The following is a 26,009-nucleotide window of genomic DNA, read 5'->3' as shown; positions in this document are numbered from 1 at the left end:
AATCATCATCTGCACCAGGAAACGTAGGGTCGCCGCGGCGCGGCGGATATCGAGAGTTCCTCCGCACCGGCTGAGGCTTTCCCCTACCCGACCCGGTGGTCGACCGAGAGGGGCAGCGCGAAACCGAACGTCGAGCCCCCACCCGAACGGGCGTGCGCCCAGATCCGGCCGTGCTGGCGGGTGATGATCCGGTGGCTGAGCGCCAGGCCGATGCCGCTGCCTTGCTCCTTCGACGTGAACGACGCGGCGAACGGGTCCCGCAGCAGGCCGCGGCCGCGGTCGTCGACGGTCAGGGTGGCCTCGCCGTCGCGCAGCTGCGTGGTGATCACCAGCTCCCGGTTCTCCGGCGCGCAGCAGGCCATCTCGTCGATGGCGTTGAAGCACAGGTTGAGCAGCACCTGCCCGGTCAGGACCCGTTCGCAGACCGCGGGGAGCGGCCCGCAGTGGCGGTGCACGACGACCCGCACCTGCGGGTCGGCGGCGCGCAGGCGGACGAAGTACAGGCACTCGTCGACGATCTCATGCAGGTCCACGACCTGGCGGGTGTGCTCCAGGTGCCCGACGAACGCGCGCAGCGCCCCGACGATCGCGCTGGCCCGGTCGATCTGGCGCACGGCGCTGTCGATGCCGAAGCGCAGCCGGTCGGCCGACTCTGCCGCGAGCGCCCCCTCCTCCTCGAGGGCGCCGGCGTGGCGGGTGGTGCCGGCCAGGAAGTTGCCGGCCGCGGCGAGCGGCTGCCCCAGCTCGTGGGCGATCGCCATCGCCATGTCCCCCATGGCGGTGTAGCGGGCCTGGTGGTTCTCGCGCTGCAGCTCGCGCTCGCGCAGGGCCTCCCGGATCACCCGCCCGGACACGTCGTGCAGGATCATCAGCAGGCCGTCACCGTCCGGTTCGGCGAGCCGTTCCAGGGTCCCCTCGAGCCACACCGCGTCGCCCCCAGGATCATCTCCAGCACGGGGCACCTGCAACTGCACCGCGATCGTGGGGTCGGCCTGCGCGACCAGGTCGGCCCAGACCGCGGGCCGGCCGCCCGCGCGGAGGGCGCCGAACTCGTCGAGCTGGCGGCCCATCTGCTCAGGCACCATCCCGAGCAGCGCGAGCGCGGTGTCGGTGGCGAACCGGACGGTCCCGGACGAGTCCAGCGTCAAGGCGATGGTCGACGTGTGCCGCGCCAGCGCGTCGATGGACGACGTGGTGCGGCGCAGGGCCATCTCGGTGGCCTGCTCCCGCTCGATGTCGCGGAACTGGACCATCACCGCGGGCCCCTGCGACAGCTCGACCCGCACCGCCAGCGCATCGGTGGGCACCACCCGTCCGCTGCGGCTCCGGTAGTGCCACTCGATCCGGCTGCTGCCCCGCTCGACGGCCTCCTGCAACCAGGCCCGGCCGAGCACCCGGTGGTACTGCGGGGCGGTGCTGCTCATGTGGTTGGCCTTGAGCGGGCGCAGCTCCTCGACGCTCCAGCCGAGCAGCTCGCACGCGGCCGGGTTCGCCCACAGGATGTTCTTGGTCGCGGCGTCGTGCACCAGCACGCAGGTCCGCGAGGCGTCCATGAGCGTCAGCACGTCCTCGATGCGGATCTCCGGCGCGCTGGGGTCGACCGACATCGGCCCAGCGTAGGACGGCCACCGACGGACGCGGACTGAAGAAATCCCCTACGCCGGGCACGGATGGTTCTGATTCCGGCTGGTCCGCGCCGTTCCTACTGTCGGGATCGGCCATCACGGACGACGACGGAGGAGCGATGCTGCGCATCCAGGAATCAGCGGAACGCACCATTCCCGCCCCCGTCCCGCTCACGGACGTCCTCGCCGAGCTGGCGCGCCGCCGCGACGAGTTCCGCGAGCTCCGCTACGTGCCGAAGGACTTCGTCGCCCGGCTCAAGCAGGCCGGCATCTACCGCGCCGCCGCCCCGGCCCGCTTCGGCGGCGACCCGCTGCCGCCCGCGGAGTTCCTCTCCCGGATCGAGCGCATCTCGCAGGTCGACGGCTCGACGGGCTGGGTCGCGAGCTTCGGCTCCGCGCTGATCTACCTGGCGGCCCTGCCGATCGCGACGCAGGAGCAGATCTACGCCGACGGGCCGGACGTCGTCTTCGCCGGGGCGCTGTTCCCGCCCCAGCGCGGCGAGGAGACCGAGCGGGGCTACCGGCTGACCGGCCGCTGGAAGTTCGCCAGCGGCTGCATGGGCGCCGACGTGCTCGGCGTCGGCATGCCGGGCGACGACGCGTCCGAGGGCAAGCCGCGCACGGCGGTGCTGCGCCCCGAGCAGGTGCAGATCGTCCAGGAGTGGGACGTCGTCGGCATGCAGGGCACCGGGTCGTTCGACCTGGTCCTCGACGGGGTCGAGGTCGCCCGCGAGTGGACGTTCCTGCGGGGCGGTGAACCGACCGTCGACGAGCCGCTCTACCGCTACCCGACGATCGCCTACGCCGCGCAGGTGCTGGCCGTCGTCGGCGCCGGGGTGGCCCGCGCCGCGCTGGACCACGCCCGCGAGGTCGGCGCCGGGTACGCGGGCGTCACCGGCGCGCCGAAGCTCGCCGACCGCGCCTACTACCGCACCGAGGTCGCCCGCGGCGAGGCAGCGCTGCGGTCGGCCCGCGCCTTCTTCTACGAGTCGACGGGCCAGGCGTGGGAGAGCGTGCTCGCCGGCGACCAGGTCACCGACGAGCAGAACGCCGAGCTGCGGCTCGCCTCGGCCCACCTCGCGAAGACCGCGTCGGACGTCGTGGCGGGGCTGGTCGAGGTGTCGGGCACCGCCCCGATCGGGACCACCCACCCGCTGCAGCGGCTCCTCGGCGACGCGCTCGTGCCCAAGCAGCACGCGTTCCTCGGCCCGGCCATCTACGACGCGGCCGGCGCGGTCCTGATGGGCCTGCCCGCCACCACCCCCGGCTTCCGCTGACAGGAGATCCTCATGGCTGCGCCACTTGCGCCACTGCGGGTGCTGTTCTGCATCGGCATCAACCAGAACTTCTTCGACCTCCCCACCGACGGCATCACGACCGGCCACGTCTGGCAGGCGTTCGTGGCGATGATGGACGGCGTCAAGGCCCTGCCCGGGGTCGACTTCATCGGCGACATCGACGACGACGCGCACATGGTCGGCCCGTCCGACGGCTGGCCGTGGACCTGCTACATCCTCGCCGACGTCGACACCCAGGAGACCGTCAAGGCCGCCTGCAACCTGCTGCGCACCACTCCCGTCGGCGACGGCGACGCGAAGCTCTGGCGGTTCGCCAAGATCGAGGCCCGGATCGGCCGCGCCCTGACCGTGCGCGAGGACGTCGCGCTGCCCGAGGGCGGGGCGCAGCGATGATCGACGACGTGCTGGGCGCCGCGCCCGCCGACCTGGTCCGCACCGACCGCGTGGCCGCCCGCCTCTACACCGATCCCGAGCTGTTCGAGCTGGAGATGTCGCGCATCTTCGAGCGGGCCTGGATCTGGGTCGCGCACGAGAGCGAGCTGCCGAAGCCCGGTTCGTTCCTCTCGACGTTCGTGGGTCGCCAGCCGGTGATCGTCACCAAGGACCGCAAGGGCGTCGTGCGCACGCTGCTGAACCGGTGCCGGCACCGCGGTGCGAGCCTCTGCGAGAAGCCCAGCGGGCAGGTCAACGGCTTCACCTGCCCCTACCACGCCTGGTCCTACGGCCTCGACGGTGCGTTGCGCGGCATCCCCTACCCGGACGGCTACGAGGGCGTCATGGAGAAGGGCGACCTGTCGCTGCGCAAGCTGCGCACCGAGTCGTACGGCGGGATGATCTTCGCGACCCTGGACGAGGCCGCCGAGCCGCTGGCGGACTTCCTCGGCGACGCCCGCCTGTGGATCGACCGCTTCATGAAGCAGGGCGGCGGCTACCCGATCAAGGTGCTGGGCCGCCACCGGTTCACCTTCCGCGGTAACTGGAAGATCCAGCTCGAGAACACCACCGACGGCTACCACTTCCCGATCGTGCACCGCTCGTGGATGGCGTCGGTCGACGCCGAGACCGCCAACATGATGTCGTTCATGACCGACCCGACGTGCACCACGCACGACCTCGGGCACGGCAACAGCGTCATGCAGATGGTCCCCGCGCACTCCGACCTGGACGCCGACGACGGTTCCGAGCCGCTGCAGGCCCGCTTCGCCGACCTCGTCGACCACCTGTCGGGCAGCCTCGACGAGGCGCAGGTCCGCAAGGTCGTGCGCGCCATGCACGGCACCGGGTTCAACCTCAACCTCTTCCCGAACGTGTCGATGTCCGCGGCGTTCTTCCGGGTGCTGCGCCCCGTCTCGGTGAACGAGACGCGCATCGAGCACGTGGCCATCGGGCCGGACGGCCCGCCCGAGCTCGACGCCGTCAACCGCGCGCGGCTGCGGATCCACGAGCACTTCCAGGGCCCGTTCGGCTTCGGCACACCGGACGACGCCGAAGGCTGGGACCGCGTTCAGCGCGGCGCCGCGGCCGCCCCGGCGATGCCGATCCTGGTCAACCGCGGCCTGGCCCGCGAGAAGCCGAGCCCCGAGGGCTGGCCCACCTCGCACGTCACCGACGAGACCGGCATGCGCGCCGCGTACGCGCAGTGGAAGGCGATGATGCGCGATGACTGAAGCGATCTTCGGGGTGCTCACCGATCCGCTGGTCACCCGCGCGATCGAGCTGATCTGGCGCGAGGCCGAGCTGCTCGACCGCAAGGCCTACGCGGCGTGGAACGCGCTCTACACCGACGACGGGTTCTACGTGATCCCGATCGATCCCGCGGCCGAGCGGTTCGACGACATCCTCAACATGGTCTACGACGACGCCCGGATGCGCCGCATGCGCGTGACCCGCATGACCGAGGGGCACGCCATCGCCGCGGTCGACGCCGCCCGCACCGTCCGCACGGTGTCGCGGTTCGTCCCCGAGTCGGTGTCTGGTGACGAGGTCGTCGTCCGGTCCGCCCAGATCCTCGTCGCCTACAAGCGCGAGCGCCACGACCTGTGGGCCGCCGACCTCGTGCACCGCATCCGCCTCTCTCCCGACGGGGACCGGATCGTGCAGAAGGTCGTCCGGCTCGTCGACAGCGAGTCGGCGGTGCCCGCCGCCGGGTTCCTGCTGTGAGCGCCCCGCAGGTCGCCGTGGTCACCGGCGGCGCGCGCGGGCTGGGCGAGGCGATCGTCCGCAGGCTGCACGCCGACGGCTACCGGGTCGCGATCGCCGACCTCGACGGCGCCGCGGCCGCGGCACTCGCGAAAGAGCTGGACGGCGCCCGCGCGTTCACCGTCGACATCGCCGACCGGGCCGCGCCGGCCGTGCTGCTGCGCGACGTGCTCGCGGCGTTCGGCGCGGTGCACGTGCTGGTCAACAACGCCGCCCGCACCCAGGCCACGCCGGTGATGGAGATCGGCCCGGACGAGCTCGACGCCGTCATGGACGTCAACTTCGGCGGCACGTTCCGGGCCTGCCAGGTCTTCGGCGCCCACCTCGCCGAGCAGGGCTACGGCCGGATCGTCAACATGGCCTCGCTGGCCGGGCAGAACGGCGGCACCGCCACCGGCGCGCACTACGCGGCGTCGAAGGGCGCGGTCCTCACCGCGACGAAGGTGTTCGCCCGCGACCTCGCCGCCCGCGGGGTCACCGTCAACGCCGTGTCGCCCGGACCGCAGGAGGGCGAGACCGTCCGCACGCTCCTCGGCGAGGAACGGATGGAGCAGCTGCGCGCCGGCATCCCGGTCGGCCGCCTGGGCGACCCGGCGTTCATCGCGCGGATGGTCGCCCTGCTGGCCTCCCCCGACGCCGCCTCCGTCACCGGCGCCTGCTGGGACGCCAACGGCGGCCTCTACCTGCGCTGAGGAGGATGCGATGACCAGTTCGGCAACCGTCGCGGTCCGCGTCAGCGAGGTCGTCGAGGAGGCGGCCGGGATCCGCAGCCTGCGGCTCGTCACCCCCGACGGGTCGCCGCTCGGCCCGTACGAGGCCGGCGCGCACGTCGACGTCGTCGGCCCGACGGGGGTGCTGCGCCAGTACTCGCTGTGCAGCCCGCCGGACGACGCCGCATCGCTGCTGATCGCCGTCAAGAAGGAGGCGGGCTCCCGCGGCGGTTCGGCCGCGCTGCACGAGGTGCAGGTCGGCGACACCCTGCGGATCGGGCCGCCGCGCAACCTGCTCACCGTGGCCGCGGACGCCGACCGGCACCTGCTCGTCGCCGGCGGCATCGGGGTCACGCCCCTGCTGAGCATGGCCTACGAGCTGCACCGCCGCGGCGCGGACTTCGCCCTGCACTACTTCGCCCGCTCCCGCGCGGAGGCGGCCTTCGCCGACCTCCTGGAGCACCGCGCGGACTTCCGGGACCGGGTCCACCTGCACTACGGGGTGCCGCGCGCCGACCAGCCCGCACTGCTGCGGACGCACGCCGCCGGGCTGGGTCCGGCCAGCCGCGTGTACACCTGCGGCCCGGACGGGTTCATGGACCAGGTCGTCGCCACGCTCGCGCCGGTCGTCGGCGCGGACAACGTGCACGTCGAGCACTTCGTCGCAGCACAGGTCGACACCTCGGCCGACCAGCCCTTCGTCGTCGAGCTCGACACGGGCGAGGAGTTCGACGTCCCCGCCGACCGCTCGATCCTGTCCGTCCTCGAGGAGAACGGGATCGAGGTCTTCACCTCCTGCCAGGAGGGCGTCTGCGGCTCGTGCGTGTCGGGCGTGCTCGACGGCGTGCCGGACCACCGCGACAGCTGCCTGTCCGCGGCCGACCGGGCCGCCGGCAACCAGATGGCGCTGTGCGTCTCGCGCGCCCGCAGCCCCCGCCTCGTGATCGAACTCTACTGAGGGAGTGCGATGAGCTCGTCCACCGATGCCGTACCGGACCCCGGGACGCTCACCGCCGCCGTCCAGGACGGGCGGATGAACCGCAGGGCCTGGATCGTGACGGCGCTGCTCGTGGCCTTCCAGATCATCGCGTTCGCCGACAAGGCGGTGCTGGGCCTGGTCGCCGGGCTGGCAATGCCCGAGCTGGGCCTCTCGGCGGTCCAGTTCGGGTTCATCGGCAGCGCGTTCTTCTTCCTGTACTCCGTGGTGTCGTTCGGGGTGGGGATCCTGTCGCGGCGGGTCCGGTCGACCTGGATCCTGCTCGCGATGGGGGTGTTCTGGGCCCTCGCGCAGTTCCCGATGCTGCTCGGCGGCGGTGCCGCGATCCTGCTGGTCACCCGGATCCTGCTCGGCGGCGCCGAGGGACCGGCGACCGCGATGTCGTTGACGTCGGTGCACGGCTGGTTCGCCCCGGCCGACCGGGCGCTGCCCAGCAACGTCGTCGCCGCCGGGTCGGCGCTCGGCCCGGTGGTCGCCGCGCCGGCGCTCGCGTGGGTCATCGTCGAGTTCGGCTGGCGCTGGGCGTTCGGCGTGCTCGGGATCGTCGGGCTCGTGTGGTCGCTCGCCTGGCTGCTCCTCGGGTCGGACGGGCCGTTCGCGGGGCACCGACCAGCCGAGCGACCGGCGGAGACGACGGTCGTCCCGGTGCGGACCCTCCTGCTGAGCAGCACGTTCGCCGCGGCCGTGATCGGCGGGTTCGGCAACTTCTGGACCCAGGGCTTCCTCACGACGTGGTCCCCGCAGTACCTCACCGGCGTGGTCGGGCTGTCGCTCGCCCAGGTGGGCGTCGTCTCCACGCTGCCGTGGTTGTTCGGCGCCGGCCTGCTGCTCGGGCTCGGGGTGCTGGGCCGGCGGCGGATGCTCGGCGGCGGGAGCGTGCGCGCGGCCATTGCCGTGCCGTTCGGCGTGGCCGCCGCGGTCGCGGCCGCGGCGTTCCTGCTGCTCCCGGCGACGAGCGGGGCGCTCGCCGTCGCGCTGCTGACGGTCGCGGCCGGCTGCAGCCTCATCTACCCGATGCTGCCGAGCGCGCTGGCCTTCGCCGTCGCGCCGCAGCAGCGCGGACTGGTCATGGCGGTGCTGGGTGGGATCGCGTCGATCGGCGCGATCTGCTCGCCGTTCGTGATCGGCGTGCTGATGGACGCGGCGGGCTACCGGGCGCCGGCCGCCGGGCAGCCCCGCACCCCCGACATGGTCGCGACCATGGCCGCCGGTCTCGACCACGGCTTCCTGCTCACCGGCGGCGTCCTCGCGCTGGCCGCACTGGCGACGCTGCTCTTCCTGCGTCCCGACCGCACCACCACCAAGGAGTCGCCCCGATGACGCAGACCGCCGATGCACCGACCACCCACCCGCTCGCCCTCCTGACGGCCGACGAGATCATCCGGGCCCGACGGATCCTCGTCGACGCCGGCCTGCTGCCCGACACCGCGCGCGTGGTCTACCTGGGGCTGGAAGAACCCGCCAAGGACGCCCTGGACGGAGCCGAGCGCGTGGTCCGCGTCCTCCTGCACGACACGGCGAGCGCCGAAGGGCGCGACGTCCGCGTCGGCATCACCGGGGGCTCGGTGCTCGACGAGCGCCTCCTCGATCCCGTCGCGGACGGGCAGCTGCCGGTGCTCGACGAGGAGTTCGGGCTGGTCGAGGAGGTGCTGGCCCGCGACGAGCGCTGGCTCGCCGCGCTCGCGGCGCGCGGGCTGGACGTCGCGCAGGTGCGGGTCGCCCCGCTCTCGGCCGGGGTCTTCGGCTACCCCGAGGAGACGGGACGGCGGATCCTGCGCGGGCTCGCGTTCGTCCAGGAGCACCCGCGCGACCACGCCTGGGGACGCCCCGTCGACGGCCTCGTCGGCTACGTCGACGTGGTCGCGCGCACGGCGACCCAGGTGATCGACATCGGGGCCGTGCCGGTCCCCGCCGAGCCCGCCAACTACGACGACGTCGCCGTGACCGGGCCGCTGCGCACCTCGCAGAAGCCGATCGAGATCAGCCAGCCCGAGGGGCCGTCGTTCACGATGAGCGACAACCTCCTGGAGTGGGAGAACTGGTCGCTCCGCATCGGGTTCGACGCCCGGGAAGGGCTGGTTCTGCACCAGATCGCGTTCCGCGACGGCGGGCGGCAGCGGCCGATCGTCCACCGCGCGTCGATCTCGGAGATGGTGGTCCCCTACGCCGACCCCTCCCCCATCCGCAGCTGGCAGAACTACTTCGACACCGGCGAGTACATGATCGGGCGCTACGCCAACGCGCTCGAGCTCGGCTGCGACTGCGTCGGCGACATCACCTACCTCGACGCCGTCCTCGCCGACGAGTTCGGCCACCCGCGGGTACTGCCGAACGCGATCTGCCTGCACGAGGAGGACGCCGGGATCCTCTGGAAGCACACCGACCTGTGGGCGGGATCGGCCGAGACCCGCCGGCAGCGCCGCATGGTGATCTCGTTCTTCACCACGATCGGCAACTACGACTACGGCTTCTACTGGTACCTCTACCTCGACGGCACCATCGCGTGCGAGGTCAAGGCCACGGGCGTCGTGTTCACCTCGGCCTACCCCGGCCCCGACTACGACGGCAAGCCGGCGGGCGGCAACCCGTACGCCTCCCAGCTGGCGCCCGGCCTCGGCGCCCCCTACCACCAGCACCTGTTCAGCGCCCGGCTCGACATGGCGGTCGACGGCGCGGCCAACCTCGTCGAGGAGGTCGAGGTCCAGCGCGTCCCGATGGGGCGCGGCAACGAGCGGGGCAACGCCTTCACCCAGCGGCGGACACCGCTGCGGCGCGAGTCCGAGGCCCAGCGCCTGGCCGACCCCCGCCAGGGTCGCGTCTGGCACATCACCAACCCCGGCTCGCGCAACCGGCTCGGCGACCCGGTCGCCTACGCCCTGATGCCCGAGGGCAACCCCGAGCTGCTCGCCGACGAGGCGTCCTCGATCCACCAGCGCGCCACCTTCGCGAGCAAGCACCTGTGGGTCACCCGCTTCGACGCCGCGCAGCGCTACGCGGCCGGCGACTTCGTCAACCAGCACGCCGGCGGTGCCGGGCTGCCCGCCTACGTCGCCGGTGATCGCGACATCGACGGCCAGGACGTCGTCGTCTGGCACACCTTCGGCCTCACCCACTTCCCGCGGCCCGAGGACTGGCCGATCATGCCCGTCGACTCGACGGGCTTCACGCTCAAACCGGTCGGCTTCTTCGACCGCAACCCCGCGCTCGACGTCCCCCGCACCCGCAGCGCCCACTGCTCGGCCGCCCCTGGAGCGCACCATGACTGAACAGGCAACCGACCGCGCGCACACGCTGCGCGGCTCGATCGGCGTCGCCGGGATCGTCTTCCTCGTCGTCGCCGGCGCGGCCCCGCTCACCGCGATCGGCGGTGCGCTGCCCGTCATGCTGGCCATCGGCAACGGGCCCGGGGTGCCGATGGCGTTCCTCGTCGTCGCCGTCGTCCTGCTGGTCTTCAGCGTCGGCTACGCGGCGATGAGCCACCACGTCGTCGACGCCGGCGCCTTCTACGCCTACGTCACCCGCGGGCTGGGTGCGCGGCTCGGGCTCGGCGCGGCCGGGCTCGCGCTGCTCGCCTACACCGCCATCCAGGCCGCGATCTACGGGCTGGCCACGACGACGCTGCAGGGCCTGATCACCAAGTACGGCGGCCCGGAGATCCCGTGGTGGGTCCTCGCCGCGGTGCTGATCGCCGTCGTCGGGGTGCTCGGCTACCGCAGCATCGACCTCGGGGCCAAGGTGCTCGGGGTCCTGCTGGTCGTCGAGATCGCCGTCGTCGTCGTGCTCGCGGTCGCCATCCTGGCCACGGGCGGCCCGGCGGGCTACGCCGCCACCTCGTTCTCCTTCTCGACGTTCTTCCAGGGGGACGGGACCGGCATCGCGGTGATGTTCGCGGTCGCGAGCTTCGTCGGGTTCGAGGCGACCGCGATCTACGGTGAGGAGGCGCGCGAGCCCCGGCGCACGATCCCGCGCGCCACCTACATCGCGGTGATCCTGATCGGGGTGTTCTACGCGATCGCCAGCTGGACGATCGTCGTGGCCTACGGACCCGACCAGGTCCAGGCCGCCGCGCAGGCCGACACCGCCGGGCTGGTCTTCGCCGCCGCGGCCCAGTACGTGGCGCCGGTCTTCGCCGACGTGATGGCGATCCTGCTGCTCACCAGCCTCTTCGCCGCGCTGCTCGCGTTCCACAACGCGATCTCCCGCTACCTCTACGCGCTCGGCCGCCAGGGCATCGGGCCGGAGGCGCTCTCCCGCACGCACGAGCGGCACGGCTCGCCCTCCGTGGGGTCGCTGACCCAGAGCGCGTCCGCCGCGGTGCTCCTCGCCCTCTTCGCCGTCGCCGGCGCGGACCCGGTGAAGACGCTCTTCACCTGGATGTCCGGCGTCGCGACGGTCAGCGTGCTGCTCCTGATGATGCTCACCGCGGTGGCGATCCTGGTCTTCTTCGCCCGCCACCGCGTGGACGACCGCGTGTGGAACACGCGGGTCGCGCCGGTGCTCGGCCTGCTCGGGATCGCGGTCGTGACCGCGCTGGTGCTCACCAACTTCACGACGCTGATCAGCGGCTCGGCCGTGCTCGCCGCGACCCTGCTCGCCGTGGTCGCCGCGGCGTTCCTCGCGGGCCTCGTCCTGTCAGGAGGAGATCGGTGACCACGGTCGATCGCGTCCACCGCAACGCCCGCATCCACACCTTCGATCCGGCCCGGCCGTCGGCGTCGGTGCTGCTGGTCGCCGACGGCCGGGTGGCGGCCGTGGGCGACGCCGCCCTGCTCGACCAGGTCGACGGAGACCCCGAGGTCGTCGACCACGACGGGGCCGTCCTCATGCCCGGTCTCTCCGACGTCCACAACCACCACCTGCTCGCCGGACGCGCGGACCTCTACGAGCTCACCCTCGACGGCCAGGCCGACCTCACCGGCCTGCTCGACGCCGTGCGCGCCTGGTCGACCGGGCTCCCACCCGACGCGTGGGTGGTCGGCGGCGGCTGGGGCAGCAACCTGATCCCCGTGCTGTCGGACGCCGCTGCCCTGGCGGCCCTCGACCGCGCCGCCGGCGGGCGACCGGTCCTGCTCCGTGACGACAGCTGCCACAACCGCTGGGTCAGCTCGGCCGCTCTCGCCATCGCCGGGATCGACGCGGCGATCCCCGCCCCGCCCGACGGCACCGCCGTCCGCAACCCTGGGCTGCTCATCGAGTCCGCCCTGATCCCCGTGGAGCGGGCCTACGCGGCGTCCACCGGTGCTTCGGTGGAGCGGGACGCAGCGGCGAGTCGGCGGGGCATCGAGATCCTGCACTCGTTCGGCATCACCACGTTCCAGGACGCCGCGGCCTCGCTGCCCATGCTCGCCGCGCTCAAGCACCTCGACGACAGCGGGCGCCTCGACGCGTGGGTCGTCACCTCGATGCAGATCAACGACAAGATCTTCGGCACGCACCCGATCGGGCAGGAGCTGCTCGACCAGCGGGAGTCCTACCGCAGCACCCACCACCGCCCGGACTTCGTCAAGATCTTCCTCGACGGCGTCCCGACCTCGAAGACCGCCGCGTTCCTGCAGCCCTACCTGCCCGACGACGTGCACGGCAGCGAGTGGCGCGGCGAGCCGACGATGAGCGGCGACGAGCTGACCGGGTGGCTGCTGCGGGTCGCCGAGCAGGGCCTCGGCGCCAAGGTCCACTGCACCGGCGACAGCTCGGTGCGGATGACGCTCGACGCCGTCGCGCACGTCCGCGCCTCCGGCCACACCGGCACGCGCTTCCACATCGCGCACGGCCAGTACGTCGACCCGGCGGACGTGCCGCGCCTCGCCGAGCTCGACGTGGTCGCCGACCTCTCGCCACCCCTGTGGTTCCCCGGCGTCATCCCCGAGGCGATCTGCGCGTGCGTACCGCGCGAGCGGGCCGAGCGGCTGCACCCCAACCGCGACCTGCTGGACGCGGGTGCCCTGCTGGCCGGAGGCTCCGACTGGCCGGTCATGCCGTCACCCAACCCCTGGTACGGCATCCAGGGGCTGGTGAGCCGGGCCGACCCCACCGGCACGTTCCCCGGCCGGCTCTGGCCGGAGCAGAGCATCACGGTCGCCGAGGCGCTCCACGCCTACACGCTCGGTGGGGCGCGGGCGATGGGCACCGACGACGTCACGGGGTCGCTGGAGGTGGGCAAGTCCGCCGACTTCGTCGTGCTCGACCGCGACCCGCTCGCGGTTCCGGTGGACCAGCTCGGCGGGACCGTGACGGAGCAGACCTGGTTCGCCGGCCGGAAGGTGTACGACCGCATCGGTGCCTCGGCATGAAGATCGTCAGGATCGAGGCGATCCCGTTCGCGATCCCGTACCGCACGCCCATGCGGTTCGCCAGCGGCGAGGTGCACACCGCCGACCACGTGCTCGTCCGCGTGCACACCGACGACGGCGTGGTCGGGGTCGCCGAGGCACCGCCCCGCCCGTACACCTACGGCGAGACGCAGGCCTCGATCGTCGCCGTGATCGAGCAGCTGTTCGCCCCGCAACTGCTCGGCCTGACCCTGCTCGACCGCGAGATCGCCCGTGCCCGACTGGACCGCACCGTCGGCAACCCGGCGGCGAAGGCGGCGCTGGACATGGCGGTGTGGGACGCGCTGGGCCACACCCTCGCGCTGCCGGTGACGCAGCTGCTCGGCGGCTTCACCGACCGCATGCGGGTCGCGCACATGGTCGGGTTCGCGCCCGACGACGAGATGGTGGCCGAGGCCGAGCGCGTCCGCGACGAGCACGGCGTCACCACGTTCAAGGTCAAGGTCGGGCGCCGACCGGTGGCCCTCGACGTCGCCGCCTGCCACGCCCTGCGCACGGCCCTCGGGCCCGACGTCGAGCTCTACGTCGACGGCAACCGCGGCTGGACGCCCTCGGAAGCCGCCCGCGCCCTGCACGCCATGGCCGACCTCGACCTGACCCTCGCCGAGGAGCTCTGCCCCGCCGACGACGTGCTCGGCCGCCGCTGGCTCGTCACGCAGACCACCGTGCCGACCGTCGCCGACGAGAGCGCCACCACGCCCGGCGAGGTCACCCGGGAGCTGCTCGGCGGCTCCGCGACCATGATCAGCATTAAGACCGCCCGGACCGGTTTCGGCACGTCGCAGCGCATCCTGCACCAGGCCGAGGGGCTCGGCGTCGAGGTCGTCATGGGCAACCAGGTCGACGGCCAGATCGGCACCGCCTGCGCGGTCGCGTTCGGCGCCGCGCACCGGCACAGCTCGCACCGGGCCGGTGAGCTGTCCAACTTCCTCGGCATGGCCGACGACCTGCTCACCGAACCGCTGGAGATCGTCGGCGGCGAGCTCGCCGTGCGCCCCGGTCCCGGCCTCGGCATCGAGATCGACCCGGACAAGCTCGCCCACTACCGCACCGACGCGTAAGGGAGACCCCCACATGACCACCCCGACCACCACGTCCGACCTGAACCCCACCGCTGCCGACTCCGGCCGGTCCGCCACTGCGACGTTCGCGCAGAAGGAGCGCGACGCGGCACCCGTCGACAGCGCCCGGGTCAGCACGGTCGCCCGGGCCGCGCTCGCCGCCCTGCACGAGGTCATCCGCGAGCACCAGCTCACCTACGCCGAGTACGACGCGCTCAAGGCGTGGCTGATCCGCGTCGGCGATGACGGCGAATGGCCGCTGTTCCTCGACGTGTTCGTCGAGCACGTCGTCGAGGAGGTCGTCCACGCCGACCGCCGCGGCGCGGTCGGCACGATCGAGGGCCCCTACTACGTCCCCGGCTCCCCGGAGTTCGCCGGCGAGGCGACCCTCCCGATGCGGGATGGCGAGCCGGGCACGCCGCTGACGTTCCAGGGCACCGTGACCGACCTCGACGGTACCCCGGTCGACGGCGCGGTCGTCGACCTGTGGCAGGCCGACGCCGACGGCTACTACTCCCGGTTCGCCCCGGGCATCCCCGAGTGGAACCTGCGCGGCACCATCCGCACCGGCGCCGACGGCCGCTACACCTTCCACACCATCGCCCCGGCGCCGTACCAGATCCCCACCGACGGAGCCACCGGCGCGCTCATCACCGCGGCCGGCTGGCACGCCTGGCGGCCCGCCCACCTGCACCTCAAGGTCACCGCCTCCGGCACCCTCCCCGTCACCACCCAGCTGTACTTCGACGGCGGCGAGCACATCGCCGACGACGTGGCACAGGCGGTCAAGCCCGAGCTGATCCTGCGACCCACCCCGGCCGCGTCCGGCAACGGCGTCGAGGTCACCTACGACTTCCGGCTGGACCCGGCGTGACCGACCTCTACGCGGTGCGGATGGACGTCGCGCTCCCGCCGGACATGGACCCGGTGGAGCGCGCCGACCTCCTCGCCCGCGAGAAGGCCTACTCCCAGCGGTGGCAGCGCTCCGGGCACTGGCGCCACATCTGGCGCTGCGCAGGCCAGTACGCCAACCTCAGCGTCTTCGCCGTCGACGGCAACCAGCAGCTCCACGAGATCCTCTGGGGCCTCCCGCTGTTCCCGCACATGACCATCAGCATCACCCCGCTCGCCGCACACCCTTCCGACCTCGCGGCGGCGGGTGGATCAGCCGCCCGCTGACCGACGCGCGGGCCAGATGGCGTTGCCGATCCCGAGCGCGAGCGCCAGGAGCAGCACGTTCTTGATGATGTACTGGCCCTCGAGGTTGGGCACGAGAGGCGCGATCCAGGCGGCGTCCGGTACGAGCAGCAGAGGCGAACAGACGATCGCCAGATGGCCGAGCATCATCCCGAGTGCGATGCGGACCGTTCCCGGAATCAGGAAGAGCACGCCGATGACGCATTCGGCGACGGCGAGCAACGTGAATGCCGTCCCGAAGTACTCGATGCCGATCGTGCGCCGGGTCAGCTCCTCGGCGAGCGGCGTGGCACCACTCAGGCCGGTCAGCTTGACCAGCCCGAACCACGTGTACACGACGCAGATGGAGATCCGTGCGACCAGCGGGAAGGACAGCGATCCGACGACGTTGCGCACCTGGTCGAATCGGCTCTCGACGCGCTCTGCGAGAGGCGCTTGAGTCAGTTTCTGTGCCATGCCCCCAGCGTCGCCGCGCCGCGCGGCGCAGCGCATCGGTCGAGCTTCGGCATCGCTCCCCCGATCGGCGTGGATCGGTGTCCGACCGGCGGGTCGCGCACACATCTGGCGTGAACGACGAATGCTCCGCCGAGCCACGCCCTCGGGACTCGGTCCCAAGGGCGATCAGCTCGGCGGAGCGAGGTTCGCCCTGCTTCAGGCCGCCACAGGCAACTGCGGCGTCTCGACCCTCTCGGGAGAGGAGGTCGATCGGCTGCTCCGGTCGATCCACGCCAGCGCCACCGCGGAGACGATGAAGGTCAGGTGGATCACGGTCTGCCACAGGATGATCTGGCCGGCGTGCGGGGTGGTCGCGTACAACGACTGCGCCTGGATGAACGTGCGCAGCAGGTGGATCGACGAGATCCCGATGATGGCCATCGCCAGCTTCACCTTGAGCACGTTGGCGTTGACGTGCGACAGCCATTCCGGCTGATCCGGGTGGTCGTCCAGGTGGATCCGCGACACGAACGTCTCGTAGCCGCCGATGATCACCATGATCAGCAGGTTGGCGATCATCACGACGTCCACCAGCCCGAGGACGATCAGCATGATCTCGGCTTCCTGCAGCGCGCCGACCTTGGTGACCAGGTGCCACAGCTCCAGCATGAACTGCCAGACGTAGGCGGCCTGGGCGATGATCAGGCCCAGGTAGAGCGGGGCCTGCAACCAGCGGCTGAGGAAGATGACGCCGCCCAGCCCGGGCCGGACCGCAGCCGGCGGGCTACCACGCATCGTCGTCGCCGCCGTCCCAGGCGAACGCGCTGGTGTCCGGCGCCGGCTCCGGCGCGGAGCCGTGGGACGGCGACAGCGCACTGGTCAACCCGTGCAGGAGCAAGCCGCCGCCCGCGACGCCCGCCGCGGCCACCGCGGCCGTCTTCAGGAAGCCACCGCCGCCGCCACCGGGCGCCTGCGCCGGCGGCGCCCCGTACCCGGACGGCGCCGGTGCGGGTGCCGGTGCCGCTGCGCGGTCCATGCCGAACAGGCTGCCGAGCAGCCCGCCGGACGCAGCCCTGGGCTCGGCGGGTGCCTGCGCGCTGAGCTCGGCGATCCGTGCCTGGGCCGTCCGCAGGGCGTCTTCCTGCACGAGCACGGCCTGCACCAGCAGGTACACCGCGTCGGCCTGGCTCGCGATCTGCGAGGTGATCAGCTCGGCCGCCCCGGCGTCCTTCTGTGCGGGGTGTGCCGCCCGCAGCCGGTCGGCGAGGCCGAGGATGAGCTGCCGTTCGTTGATGTCCATGGGACCTCCTGTCGTTGGTCCTCATGATCGGGCGCTCGAGCCGGCCCCTACCACCGATGGAGGTCCGGCGCCGCCCCGCCAGGTGGCCGGAGCGCGGGGGCCGACCGGCGGGGGCCGCAGGAATCACCCCACGGGCGTCGTCGGCGACGATGTGGTCCGGGACGGGGCCAGTCGCTCGATCGCAGGCGCGGAACCCAGCCCGTGCAGCAGCACACTGCCCACGATGCACAACACGGTCGTGAGCAGGATCGTGTCGGCCGGCAACCCGTCGGGCAACGCGTTGAACGCCAACAACCCGAACACGATCGTCGTCGTCCCCCGTGGGCCGAGCAGGCCCAGCAGCAGCCGTTCCCGGCCCGACACCCGCGTCCCGAGCAGCGCCAGCCACACCGGCGCGATCCGCAGCAGGGTCAGCGCCAGCACGCAGAACACCAGGATGGGCAGATCGACCACCGCGATCAGCGGAACCGCGACGAGCCCGACGACGAACCACATCGCCATCGTCATCACCGCGGTCACGTCCTCCAGCAACGCGAAGTCCTGACCCGCCGCCCGCCCCCGACCGGCCCCGGCGAGCACGTGATCCGGCCGCCGCAGCCGCCGCGCGACCAGCGACCGGTGCACGTACCGGAACCCGATCCCGCACACGAACGACGCCACGAACCCGTTGCCCCCGATCGCCACCGCCACGGCATACGTGATCAGTGGTGCGAGCAGGACGACCACCCGCCGCGACTGGTCGGTGGACCAGGCCAGCTCGGCGGCCCGATCGAGCAACCATCCCAGCAGCGATCCCAGCACCAACCCCACCACGATCGCGAGCACCGCCTGCGTGACCGCGGTGCCCAGCGCCTGCAGCGGATCCGCCGCCGACCGCGCGCTGCCGACGGCGAGCGCGAGCGCGAACACGAAGACCGGGGAGATGATGCCGTCGTTGTAGCCGCCCTCCACGTTCAGCAGGCTGCGCATCCGCACCGACAACCGCCGATCGCGCACCACCAGCTCGCTCGGCGCGAAGTCGATCGGCATCACGACACACGCCAGCACCAGCAGCACCGGAAACCCGAGTTCGGGGAACAGCGGCACCCCGACCGCCACCGCCGCCAGCACACTGACCGGCATCGCCACCAGCAGCAACCGCGCCGCCAGCCCGGGCGAGTGCCCCCACAACCGTCCCCGCCGCACCTCGGTCGCGTCGACGAACAGCAGCACGGCCAGGATCAGCTCCGCGACGTGCTGCGCGACCTGCGTGTTCAACGCCTCGCTGACCTGCCCCGCCACCGTGACACCAGCCAGCGCACCGGCCACCACCATCACCGCCGGTGCCCCGACGTTCCACCGCTCCAACCAGCGCGCGGTCAACGACCGCAGCACAGCAGCGACCGAAGCCGCCAACATCGTCGAGATCATCAACCGCACGTTTCCGGGAGTCGCGAACAGGAGCGGCACGAACCCTAACCGGATCACTCGACAGGTCCGACCCCCGCCGACCGGCGGGGGCGATTCCGACCCCTTGGGGGTGACACCGCCGCCCGCGGACCGCTGACCAGGCCCGTTCGGGTGCGCGAGAGTCGAGTCCGAGAGGGAGGCAGCGACGATGCAGATGATGGGCGCCTGCGCGGCGGGGTCGGGCACGGCTGGGCAGGCCGGCGTTGCCGTGCCCGATGCGAGTGGCGCTGTCGCGACGCGGGCGGCAGCGCTCGTGCGCACCGTCACGGCGCTGGTCCTGACCGTCGCGGCGGCGTTGTCGCTGCTCGAGGTGGTCGTCGGCGTCGATCCGCTGCGCGCGGTGGACGACGCGTTCTGGGTGGTGGGGGTGCCCACCGGGCCGAGCGTCGTCGTCGGACTGGCGCTGCTCGTCCTCGGGGCAGCGCTGCGCGCCGGCAAGCGCGCAGGCTGGTGGGTCCTGATCGCGCTGCTGGGTGCGTCGGCCGTGTCCGCGTTCGCGGTGGCCGAGTCCGGTCCCGAGAACGTCGTCCTCCCCGTGCTCTGGATCGCTGCGCTGGTCACGGCGCGGTCCGCGTTCGGCGCCCAGCTCGCCCCCGGAGCGTGGCTGCGCGCCCTGCTGACGACGACGATCGGGCTCGGTACCGCCGTCGCGGCGGGGTGGGCGATCGCCGGCACGGCGGCGGGATCGCCGGCCCTTCCGTGGCCTCGCCTGGTGTGGGTCGTCGATCAGCTGACGGGAGGCACGTTCGAGCTGACGGGCCAGGTTGCGGCGACGGGGTGGCTGTCGGTCGCCCTGGACGTGCTGGGCGGGTGCGTGATCGCCGCGGCGCTGGCGCAGTTCTTCCGCAGCGTGCGGGTCCGCGGTGCCGCGACGGCCGAGGACGAGCTGCGGCTGCGCGCGCTGATCGCTGCGGACGGCTCCGCCGATTCCCTCGCGTGGTTCGCGACGCGGCGCGACAAGCGCGTCGTGTTCGGCGCAGCCGGCCGGGCCGCGGTCGCCCACCGGGTCGTCGGCGGTTCGTCGGTCGCCGCGGGCGACCCGATCGGCCCGGTGGACGACTGGCCGTCCGCTGTCTCGACCTGGCTCGCGGAGGCCCGCCGCTACGGCTGGCAGCCGGTCGTCCTCGCTGCGGGCGAGCGGGCGGCGGCGGTGTACCGGGAGCACGGGCTGCGGGTCCGGCGGATCGGCGACGAGGCCGTCGTCGATCTCGCCCGGCTGCTGCGCACCGGCGGCCGGTCCGGCCGGGTCCGGCGCGCGGTGCGGCGCCTGTCGACGGAGGGGTACCGCACCGCGGTGCGCCGGGTCCGGGACGTGCCCGCTCCCGAGCTCGCCGCGATCGCCGAGCGCGCGGACCGGTGGCGGAACGGTGCCGTCGAGCGCGGCTTCTCGATGGCCTCCGGCCGCACCGCGGACCCGGCCGACCTCGACAACCTGGTCGTGGAGGCGTTCGGGCCGGACGGGTCCCCGTGCGGTCTGCTGACGTTCGCCCCGTGGGGTGTCGACGGCGCGTCGCTGGACGTGATGCGCCGTTCGGCGGACGCACCGGCCGGGATCGTCGAGTTCATGATCGGGAACCTGGCGGCCGGTTGGGGGATCCGGCGGGTGTCGCTCAACTTCGTCCTGTTCCGGGAGGCGCTGGAGAGCGGGTCCCGGCTGGGCGCCGGACCGGTGGAGCGCGGCTGGCACACCGTCCTGCGCGTGGCGTCGTCGTTCGTGCAGATCGAGTCCCTGCACCGGTTCAGCGGCACGTTCGAACCCGACTGGACGCCGCGGTTGCTGTGCTGGTCGGGCAGCACCGTGCGCGCTGTGGTGGCCGCCGGTCTGGCCGAGGGCTTCCTGCCCGTGCCCGGTGACCGCGCGACCGCGGCCCGCCCGCGCGACCGGGCCTTCCTGGACGAGGTCGCGCGCGTCGCCACCGAGCCCGGTCCGCGGACGGCGCCGGCGCGGCACCCCGGCCTCGACCACCACGTCGACGACATCGCGGCACTCCGCAGACGGCACGCCGGCCTGGGTCGCGACGAGCGCTCCGGGGTGACGGCGACCGTCGCCGGGCGGATCCGGGCCCGGCGCGCGTTCGGGGCGCTGGCGTTCGCCACCGTGCGCGCGGGAGCCCAACAGATCCAGATCATCCTGGAGTCAGCGACCGTGGGCGCGGACTCGCTCGCCGAGTGGAAGGCGCTCGTCGGCCCGGACGACCTGGTCGTGGTGACCGGCGAGGTCGGCACCTCCCGCACCGGCGAGCTGTCCGTGTTCGCCGACCGGTGGACGATCGCCGCAGCGTCCGTGCGCCCCGCTCACGCGGACCCGATCTGCGACACCGTCGAGCAGACGTTGCTGCGGCTCGGGTTCACCGAGGTGGCGCTTCCCCCGTGGCACCCGGCGCAGCCCGGCGGCTTCGGACCGGGCAGTGACGGCACCTCCGAGCACCTGTTCCACATCGACCGGTCCGCCGGCGGCGCGACCCTGCACGTGCGGCAGTCCCTCGCCGACGCTCGGGCGATGCGCGAGCTGCTGGACCGCCTGGTCGGTGATCTGCCGGCCGCGCACACCGACACCGCGCCCGCCGCCGTCGAGACCGGGCTCCCCGCCGCGCTGGTGCCGTTCGCGCGGCCGTGCGACGACTCCCCGGAGACGGCGGACGCCTGGCGGATCATCACTGCCGGCCGCGAGGTTGCCGTCGCCGCGACGGGCATGACCGATCCGGCCCGGCTGCGCGGGATGCTCGGCTCGGAGAGCATCGTCGGGGTGTTCGAACGTGGCGTGCTGCCGTTCGCGACGCTGCGCGTCGATCTCGCGGCGCTCGTCGACGTCGCCGTTCCGCCGGCCGGGGTGCCCGCGGGCCGACTCACGGCGAGCGCGGCCGGATGACGTCCCTGCTCGACCTGCCGCTGCTCGCCGGGGGTCTGCCGCTGGCGATCTCCCTCGCCGGCTTGGCGGCTGCGGTCCTCCTCGCCTGGCCGCGGGACCGCCGCTGGTGGCGACGGGAGGTGCCGCTCGTCGTCGGGGTCGCGGTGGCGGTCGCCGGGGCGGCCGCCCTCCTGCTCAACGTCGTGTGGCGGCCGTTCCCCGACACCCTGCCGGCGCGGCTGTTCGTCTGGTCCGGTGTGGCGGTCGCCGCCGTGCTGGCCTGCGCCCTGCACCTCGCGCGGCGCGGGCGGCTGTTCCGGCTGCTCGTGGTGCCCGCGGCCGTCCTGGTGCTCGCCACGTGCGGGGTGAAGATCAACGCGATCTACGGGTACTACCCCACGCCGCGGGAGGTGCTGGGCATCTCCGCCGCGAACGCGGTGGACCTCGCCAAGGTCCCGCGGCCGGCCAGCCAGGTCGTCGACCTGCCGGGCTGGCGCCCACCGGCGGACCTGCCGCAGCGCGGCGGGGTCACCGAGGTGCCGATCCCGGGTACGGTCTCCGGGTTCCCCGCCCGTCCCGGCATCGTCTACCTGCCGCCGGCGGCGCTGATCGCCGGCGGCCCCCGGCTGCCGGTGCTGGTCCTGATCGCCGGCGCGCCGGGCGGCCCCCGCGACTGGCTGACCGCGGGCCGCCTCGCCGACGTGATGGACCGGTTCGCCGCCGCCCACCGCGGCATCGCGCCGGTCGTCGTCGTCCCGGACGCCACCGGCGAGCGGTTCGCGAACCCGCTGTGCATGGACTCCCGACGCGGCAACGCCGAGACCTACCTGCGTCGCGACGTACCGGACTGGATCAAGCACACGCTCAACGTCGACCCCGATCCCGGTCGATGGGCGATCGCGGGGTTCTCCTACGGCGGTACCTGCGCGCTGCAGCTGGCCGTGCGGGCGCCGGAGGTCTATCTCACCTTCCTCGACGTCGGCGGCCAGGACGAACCCTCCATCGGCACCCGCGAGCAGACCGTCCGCGAGCTGTTCGGCGGGGATGCCGCACGGTTCCGCGCGGTGAACCCGCTCGACCTGCTCGCCACCCGCCGCTACGACGGCGTGTCCGGCACCGTCGTCGTCGGGTCCGACGAAGGCGCCGACGTGCCCCGCGCGCAGCGGCTGACGGAGATCGCGACCGCCGCCGGGATGCGCATCCGCTACCTCGTCCTGCCCGGCGGGCACTCGTGGACGGTCGCGACGGCCGGGCTGCAGCTCGCGCTGCCCGACATCGCCGGCCGCGCCGGCATCCCGCCGAGCACGTCCGGCTGAACCCTGCCGACCTTGGACGGAACCCACGAGCCGGGTCGAGCAGGATGAGCACCGCGGAGGGGCCGCACGTGAAGGAGCAAGACATGATCCGGGTGGTCGTGATCGACGACGAGGCCCTCGTGCGGTCCGGGTTCACGATGATCCTGCAAGCAGCGGGCGACATCGAGGTGGTCGCCACGGCGACCGGGGTCGACGCCGTCCGCGAGATCGGGCTGGCCCGGCCGGACGTGGTGCTGCTCGACATCCGCATGCCCGAGGTGGACGGGCTGACCGTGCTCGAGCGGGTGCTGGCCGCGAACGATCCGCCGGTCGTCGCGATGCTCACGACGTTCGACACCGACGAGTACATCGAGCAGGCGCTCGCCTCCGGCGCCTCCGGGTTCCTGCTCAAGGACACCGACCCCGAGCAGCTGGTCCACTCCGTGCGAGCCCTCGCGGCCGGCGCCGTCGTGTTCTCCCCCGGCGCCACCCGGCCCATCCTCGCCGGGCGCCGCGACCAGGGGCGGCGCGACGCCGAGACCCGCATCGCGGCGCTGACCGAGCGGGAACGGGAAGTCCTGTCATTGCTCGGGGACGGCCTGTCGAACGCCGAGATCGGGCGCACCCTGTTCCTCAGCGCGAGCACCGTGAAGGACCACGTGAGTGCCGTCCTGAGCAAGCTCGACGTCACCAGCCGCGTGCAGGCCGCCCTGCTGGCCCAGCTCGCCGGGCTGGAACGCCCCCGACCGGACGCCGTTCCGTGACGGCTCCGGCCACGGATCCGGCACACCGGTGGGGCACTGCGTGGTACATGCTCGCCGAAGCCGGGCTGCTCGGTGTTGCCGCGCTGGACTCCCTGCTCGAAACCACCTCGTCCGACGGCGTCTGGCCGTGGGTCACCGCCGGGCTCGCACTCGCCGGGCTGATCGTGCGGCGGCACCGGCCGGGGCTCGGCTTCCTGGCGACGCTGCCCGGGCTCATCACCTCGTCAGCGTTGATCGCGACGCTCATCGCGCTCTACAACCTCGCCCGCCACTCGGACAGCAAGCGCGTGGTCGGCGCAGCGGCCACGGTCACCGTCATCGGGTTCGGGGTCAAGTTCCCCGTCCCGGGCGAACCGTTCTTCGATCGCGAGACGCTGATCGACCTGGTCTACGGGATCCTGCAGGGGGCCGCGCCGGCCGCGCTGGGCCAGCTCGTGCGCGCGCGGGAGTCCCTGCGCCGCCAGCTGCGCGAGCTGGACGACTCCCACCGCGCCGAGCAGGACCTGCGCGAGGCGCAGGTGCTCGAACGCGAACGCAACCGGCTCGCCCGCGAGATGCACGACGTCGTCTCCCACCAGGTCAGCCTGATCGCCGTGCAGGCCGGCGCACTGCAGATCGGCGGACCCGACGACGCCACCCGGCAGGCCGCCCGCACCATCCGCGAGCTGGGCGTGTCCACCCTCGACGAGCTCCGCCACATGGTCGCGGTCCTGCGCACGCCGCACGCGGACCGGCAACCGCTGCAACCCCAACCCGGTCTCGCGCAGCTGCCCGCGCTCGTCGAGGACTCCGGCATCGACGCCACCCTCGACCTGGACCCCGACCTCGCCCTCGACCAGCACGCGCAGCGCGCGGTCTACCGCACCGTCCAGGAAGGCCTGACCAACGCGCGCAAGCACGCGCCGGGCGCGCCCGTACGGGTGCGGGTCGTGCGGGACGGAGCGGAGGTCGAGGTCACGGTGCACAACGACCGGGCCACCGCACGCCCGCTCGCGCTGCCCAGCTCCCGGCAGGGCCTCGTCGGCCTGCGGGAACGAGCCGACCTCGTCGGCGGCACCCTCACCTCGGGCCCCGACGACGAGGGTGGCTTCCGGCTCGTCCTGCGGCTCCCCGCCACCTCACGCCGGGCCTAGCTCCTTCACCGCACGAACCTCGCCGGCTTCGTGGCGGCGTTGAGCACGTACTCCAGCGGTCCGCGGCGGAAGAACCGCGACCACGTCCAGGCGAACACGGTCGTACCGACGACGAACCAGATCAGCGGCTGCCAGCTGACCTGTGTGGCGGTCCCCTTGGGCACCGACACCAGCGACGTCAGCACGAAGTGACCGACGTAGGCCGTGAGGGACATGGTTCCCACCGCGATGACGGGAGCGGCCAGGCGGCGCAGCAGCGGCAGCCGATCGAGCGCGACCGTCGCCCAGACGATCACGGTGATCGCGACGCCGAGGCTGCCGATGATGTCGAACGTGGTGCCGCTGTGCGGTCCTGCCGTCAGCAGCGACCACGCCGAGCCGAGCTGGTCGGGCGGCATCATGCCCGATCCGGAGTCGAAGGACTTCGGTCCCGAGTCCATGCCCATCGTCACCAAGGCGGCGCTCTGCTCGGCCAGTGCCGCGGCGGCGCCGTCGAACACCATGGCCGCCACGTACGGCGTCCCGTACCCGACCGCCATCAGGGCGGCTCCGAGCGCGGCCAGGCGCGGCCACACCGTGCGCGCCGCCAGGTCGAGCCGGCCCAGCGCCATGCCGGCGATCACGAACGGCATCCAGGTGATCGTCGGGTAGAAGCCGGTGAGCAGCAGGTCCAGCACGCCCACCTCGGACAGCTTGGTGAGCGGGTCGTAGGCGTTGATCGTCGCCGTGACGGGTTCGGTGAGCACGGACCGGAGCAGGAACGCCACCTGCGGGGCGACGACCGCGAGCACGGCGGCGACGATCGCGAGCGTCCTGGCCCGCAGCTGCACCAGTGGCAGCGCCAGCAGGAAGTAGACGGCGTAGAAGGCGAGGATCACCACGCCCCCGTAGAACATCGCCATCACGATGCCCAGCGCCAGCAGGATCACGGCGCGGATCGCGATCCGCGCCTTCGCCTGCCGGCCCGCCAACCCGGTCTTCGGCTCCAGCCGGCCGGCGATCAGCACCAGCGAGAACCCGGCGAGGGTGGCGAACAGGACCGAGGAGCGCCCGTCGGCGAGGTACCGCAGCCAGCCGGCCACGCCGTCCACCGCCCCCAACGGCGGCCCGATGTGCACGGTGAACATCCCGAACACGGCCAGCGCTCTGGCCAGGTCCACCCCGGCCAACCTCGCCATCGACGGGCCGGGCTCGGCCGGCGGAACACCGACGTCGGGTACGGGTTTGAGAATTTGATCCACTGAGGCACTGTCGCCGAGCCAGGATCGGCCGACCATCCGGCAGGTTTCGGCCGCGTCGATCCGACCGGCGGAGATCGCACCCGCCGATCGGCGGGGGTGTCCGGGACGCCTGCCGGATGCTGCATCCA

General features: G+C 72.9%; 23 protein-coding genes. 17 read left to right on the top strand and 6 right to left on the bottom strand.

The genetic code is table 11. The annotated features are described in order from the left end of the window. Nucleotides 1–83: 83 nt before the first annotated feature. A complete protein-coding gene (locus ACQEVB_RS13555; RefSeq protein ID WP_432969914.1) occupies nt 84–1,607 on the bottom strand; it encodes a PAS domain-containing sensor histidine kinase in 1,524 nt (507 codons plus the stop codon). Nucleotides 1,608–1,744: 137 nt separating this feature from the next. Between ACQEVB_RS13555 and ACQEVB_RS13550 the strand changes: the two genes are divergently transcribed. The 13 genes from ACQEVB_RS13550 to ACQEVB_RS13490 are packed head-to-tail and all read left to right on the top strand — an operon-like array spanning nt 1,745 to nt 15,398. Next, complete coding sequence (locus ACQEVB_RS13550) at nt 1,745–2,902, top strand: acyl-CoA dehydrogenase family protein (protein ID WP_432969911.1); 1,158 nt, start codon at nt 1,745–1,747, stop codon at nt 2,900–2,902. A 12-nt stretch (nt 2,903–2,914) separates the two neighbouring features. Next, nucleotides 2,915–3,316 (top strand): hypothetical protein, encoded by a 402-nt coding sequence (locus tag ACQEVB_RS13545; RefSeq protein ID WP_432969908.1) that lies wholly within the window; start codon nt 2,915–2,917, stop codon nt 3,314–3,316. Continuing rightward, on the top strand, nt 3,313–4,590 hold the full coding sequence (locus ACQEVB_RS13540; protein ID WP_432969905.1) for an aromatic ring-hydroxylating oxygenase subunit alpha: 1,278 nt from the start codon (nt 3,313–3,315) through the stop codon (nt 4,588–4,590). Before ACQEVB_RS13545 ends, ACQEVB_RS13540 begins: the two co-directional genes overlap by 4 nt. After that, entirely contained in the window at nt 4,583–5,083 is a 501-nt protein-coding gene (locus ACQEVB_RS13535; protein WP_432969902.1) for an aromatic-ring-hydroxylating dioxygenase subunit beta, read from the top strand. Before ACQEVB_RS13540 ends, ACQEVB_RS13535 begins: the two co-directional genes overlap by 8 nt. Beyond that, nucleotides 5,080–5,814, top strand: a complete 735-nt coding sequence (locus ACQEVB_RS13530) for an SDR family NAD(P)-dependent oxidoreductase (RefSeq protein ID WP_432969899.1) — start codon at nt 5,080–5,082, stop codon at nt 5,812–5,814. Before ACQEVB_RS13535 ends, ACQEVB_RS13530 begins: the two co-directional genes overlap by 4 nt. Nucleotides 5,815–5,824: 10 nt before the next feature. After that, the gene (locus ACQEVB_RS13525) at nt 5,825–6,790 is read left to right on the top strand and encodes a PDR/VanB family oxidoreductase (RefSeq protein ID WP_432969896.1); all 966 of its coding nucleotides are present in this window, start codon (nt 5,825–5,827) and stop codon (nt 6,788–6,790) included. Between the two features lie 9 nt (nt 6,791–6,799). Beyond that, a complete protein-coding gene (locus ACQEVB_RS13520) occupies nt 6,800–8,149 on the top strand; it encodes an MFS transporter (protein WP_432969893.1) in 1,350 nt (449 codons plus the stop codon). Beyond that, nucleotides 8,146–10,095, top strand: coding sequence for a primary-amine oxidase (locus ACQEVB_RS13515; RefSeq protein ID WP_432969890.1), 1,950 nt, complete (start codon nt 8,146–8,148; stop codon nt 10,093–10,095). The genes ACQEVB_RS13520 and ACQEVB_RS13515 overlap by 4 nt, the downstream gene beginning before the upstream one ends. Further along, nucleotides 10,088–11,479, top strand: a complete 1,392-nt coding sequence (locus tag ACQEVB_RS13510) for an APC family permease (protein WP_432969887.1) — start codon at nt 10,088–10,090, stop codon at nt 11,477–11,479. Before ACQEVB_RS13515 ends, ACQEVB_RS13510 begins: the two co-directional genes overlap by 8 nt. Next, nucleotides 11,476–13,119 carry an amidohydrolase gene (locus ACQEVB_RS13505; RefSeq protein ID WP_432969884.1) on the top strand — a complete coding sequence of 548 codons (1,644 nt, stop codon included), beginning with the start codon at nt 11,476–11,478 and terminating at the stop codon, nt 13,117–13,119. The genes ACQEVB_RS13510 and ACQEVB_RS13505 overlap by 4 nt, the downstream gene beginning before the upstream one ends. Further along, a complete protein-coding gene (locus ACQEVB_RS13500) occupies nt 13,116–14,219 on the top strand; it encodes a mandelate racemase/muconate lactonizing enzyme family protein (protein ID WP_432969881.1) in 1,104 nt (367 codons plus the stop codon). The genes ACQEVB_RS13505 and ACQEVB_RS13500 overlap by 4 nt, the downstream gene beginning before the upstream one ends. Nucleotides 14,220–14,232: 13 nt before the next feature. Beyond that, nucleotides 14,233–15,093, top strand: a complete 861-nt coding sequence (gene catA / locus ACQEVB_RS13495; RefSeq protein WP_432969878.1) for a catechol 1,2-dioxygenase — start codon at nt 14,233–14,235, stop codon at nt 15,091–15,093. Beyond that, nucleotides 15,090–15,398 (top strand): muconolactone Delta-isomerase family protein, encoded by a 309-nt coding sequence (locus tag ACQEVB_RS13490; RefSeq protein ID WP_432969875.1) that lies wholly within the window; start codon nt 15,090–15,092, stop codon nt 15,396–15,398. The genes catA and ACQEVB_RS13490 overlap by 4 nt, the downstream gene beginning before the upstream one ends. Here ACQEVB_RS13490 and ACQEVB_RS13485 read toward each other — a convergent pair. From ACQEVB_RS13485 to ACQEVB_RS13470, 4 genes are all read right to left on the bottom strand, one after another. Next, nucleotides 15,384–15,872 carry a hypothetical protein gene (locus ACQEVB_RS13485; protein WP_432969872.1) on the bottom strand — a complete coding sequence of 163 codons (489 nt, stop codon included), beginning with the start codon at nt 15,870–15,872 and terminating at the stop codon, nt 15,384–15,386. The two genes, ACQEVB_RS13490 and ACQEVB_RS13485, sit on opposite strands and share 15 nt — an antisense overlap. Nucleotides 15,873–16,067: 195 nt before the next feature. After that, the gene (locus tag ACQEVB_RS13480) at nt 16,068–16,646 is read right to left on the bottom strand and encodes a TIGR00645 family protein (RefSeq protein WP_432969869.1); all 579 of its coding nucleotides are present in this window, start codon (nt 16,644–16,646) and stop codon (nt 16,068–16,070) included. Next, on the bottom strand, nt 16,636–17,151 hold the full coding sequence (locus ACQEVB_RS13475) for a DUF2076 domain-containing protein (RefSeq protein ID WP_432969866.1): 516 nt from the start codon (nt 17,149–17,151) through the stop codon (nt 16,636–16,638). Before ACQEVB_RS13475 ends, ACQEVB_RS13480 begins: the two co-directional genes overlap by 11 nt. Nucleotides 17,152–17,274: 123 nt before the next feature. Then, nucleotides 17,275–18,549, bottom strand: a complete 1,275-nt coding sequence (locus ACQEVB_RS13470; protein ID WP_432969863.1) for a cation:proton antiporter domain-containing protein — start codon at nt 18,547–18,549, stop codon at nt 17,275–17,277. A 199-nt stretch (nt 18,550–18,748) separates the two neighbouring features. Here ACQEVB_RS13470 and ACQEVB_RS13465 point away from each other — a divergent pair, with 199 nt between their 5' ends. The 4 genes from ACQEVB_RS13465 (at nt 18,749) to ACQEVB_RS13450 (ending at nt 24,640) form a co-directional block, all read left to right on the top strand. Continuing rightward, nucleotides 18,749–21,469, top strand: coding sequence for a phosphatidylglycerol lysyltransferase domain-containing protein (locus tag ACQEVB_RS13465; protein ID WP_432969860.1), 2,721 nt, complete (start codon nt 18,749–18,751; stop codon nt 21,467–21,469). After that, nucleotides 21,466–22,764, top strand: coding sequence for an alpha/beta hydrolase (locus tag ACQEVB_RS13460; RefSeq protein ID WP_432969857.1), 1,299 nt, complete (start codon nt 21,466–21,468; stop codon nt 22,762–22,764). Before ACQEVB_RS13465 ends, ACQEVB_RS13460 begins: the two co-directional genes overlap by 4 nt. Before the next feature lie 83 nt (nt 22,765–22,847). Continuing rightward, nucleotides 22,848–23,507 (top strand): response regulator, encoded by a 660-nt coding sequence (locus ACQEVB_RS13455; protein WP_432969854.1) that lies wholly within the window; start codon nt 22,848–22,850, stop codon nt 23,505–23,507. Between the two features lie 47 nt (nt 23,508–23,554). Then, nucleotides 23,555–24,640, top strand: a complete 1,086-nt coding sequence (locus ACQEVB_RS13450) for a sensor histidine kinase (protein ID WP_432969851.1) — start codon at nt 23,555–23,557, stop codon at nt 24,638–24,640. Nucleotides 24,641–24,645: 5 nt separating this feature from the next. Here ACQEVB_RS13450 and ACQEVB_RS13445 read toward each other — a convergent pair whose 3' ends face one another. Beyond that, nucleotides 24,646–25,881: a DUF418 domain-containing protein gene (locus tag ACQEVB_RS13445; protein ID WP_432969848.1), complete on the bottom strand. Its 1,236-nt coding sequence runs from the start codon at nt 25,879–25,881 to the stop codon at nt 24,646–24,648. Nucleotides 25,882–26,009: the final 128 nt, after the last annotated feature.

The organism is Pseudonocardia sp. CA-107938 (assembly GCF_050936315.1).
Taxonomy (GTDB): Bacteria; Actinomycetota; Actinomycetes; order Mycobacteriales; family Pseudonocardiaceae; genus Pseudonocardia.
The sequence above is the reverse complement of the archived record's forward strand: the minus strand, read 5'-3'. Positions and strand labels throughout refer to the sequence as shown.

Bases quoted from the DNA above. Each gene is read 5' to 3' on its own strand.
- ACQEVB_RS13545 (WP_432969908.1), top strand. From the start codon at position 2,915: ATGGCTGCGCCACTTGCGCCACTGCGGGTGCTGTTCTGCATCGGCATC.
- ACQEVB_RS13550 (WP_432969911.1), top strand. From the start codon at position 1,745: ATGCTGCGCATCCAGGAATCAGCGGAACGCACCATTCCCGCCCCCGTC.
- ACQEVB_RS13515 (WP_432969890.1), top strand. From the start codon at position 8,146: ATGACGCAGACCGCCGATGCACCGACCACCCACCCGCTCGCCCTCCTG.
- ACQEVB_RS13465 (WP_432969860.1), top strand. From the start codon at position 18,749: ATGCAGATGATGGGCGCCTGCGCGGCGGGGTCGGGCACGGCTGGGCAG.
- ACQEVB_RS13460 (WP_432969857.1), top strand. From the start codon at position 21,466: ATGACGTCCCTGCTCGACCTGCCGCTGCTCGCCGGGGGTCTGCCGCTG.
- ACQEVB_RS13535 (WP_432969902.1), top strand. From the start codon at position 4,583: ATGACTGAAGCGATCTTCGGGGTGCTCACCGATCCGCTGGTCACCCGC.
- ACQEVB_RS13500 (WP_432969881.1), top strand. From the start codon at position 13,116: ATGAAGATCGTCAGGATCGAGGCGATCCCGTTCGCGATCCCGTACCGC.
- ACQEVB_RS13520 (WP_432969893.1), top strand. From the start codon at position 6,800: ATGAGCTCGTCCACCGATGCCGTACCGGACCCCGGGACGCTCACCGCC.
- ACQEVB_RS13450 (WP_432969851.1), top strand. From the start codon at position 23,555: ATGCTCGCCGAAGCCGGGCTGCTCGGTGTTGCCGCGCTGGACTCCCTG.
- ACQEVB_RS13555 (WP_432969914.1), bottom strand. From the start codon at position 1,607: ATGTCGGTCGACCCCAGCGCGCCGGAGATCCGCATCGAGGACGTGCTG.
- ACQEVB_RS13480 (WP_432969869.1), bottom strand. From the start codon at position 16,646: ATGCGTGGTAGCCCGCCGGCTGCGGTCCGGCCCGGGCTGGGCGGCGTC.
- ACQEVB_RS13455 (WP_432969854.1), top strand. From the start codon at position 22,848: ATGATCCGGGTGGTCGTGATCGACGACGAGGCCCTCGTGCGGTCCGGG.
- ACQEVB_RS13475 (WP_432969866.1), bottom strand. From the start codon at position 17,151: ATGGACATCAACGAACGGCAGCTCATCCTCGGCCTCGCCGACCGGCTG.
- ACQEVB_RS13485 (WP_432969872.1), bottom strand. From the start codon at position 15,872: ATGGCACAGAAACTGACTCAAGCGCCTCTCGCAGAGCGCGTCGAGAGC.
- ACQEVB_RS13540 (WP_432969905.1), top strand. From the start codon at position 3,313: ATGATCGACGACGTGCTGGGCGCCGCGCCCGCCGACCTGGTCCGCACC.
- ACQEVB_RS13470 (WP_432969863.1), bottom strand. From the start codon at position 18,549: ATGTTGGCGGCTTCGGTCGCTGCTGTGCTGCGGTCGTTGACCGCGCGC.
- ACQEVB_RS13510 (WP_432969887.1), top strand. From the start codon at position 10,088: ATGACTGAACAGGCAACCGACCGCGCGCACACGCTGCGCGGCTCGATC.
- ACQEVB_RS13525 (WP_432969896.1), top strand. From the start codon at position 5,825: ATGACCAGTTCGGCAACCGTCGCGGTCCGCGTCAGCGAGGTCGTCGAG.
- catA (WP_432969878.1), top strand. From the start codon at position 14,233: ATGACCACCCCGACCACCACGTCCGACCTGAACCCCACCGCTGCCGAC.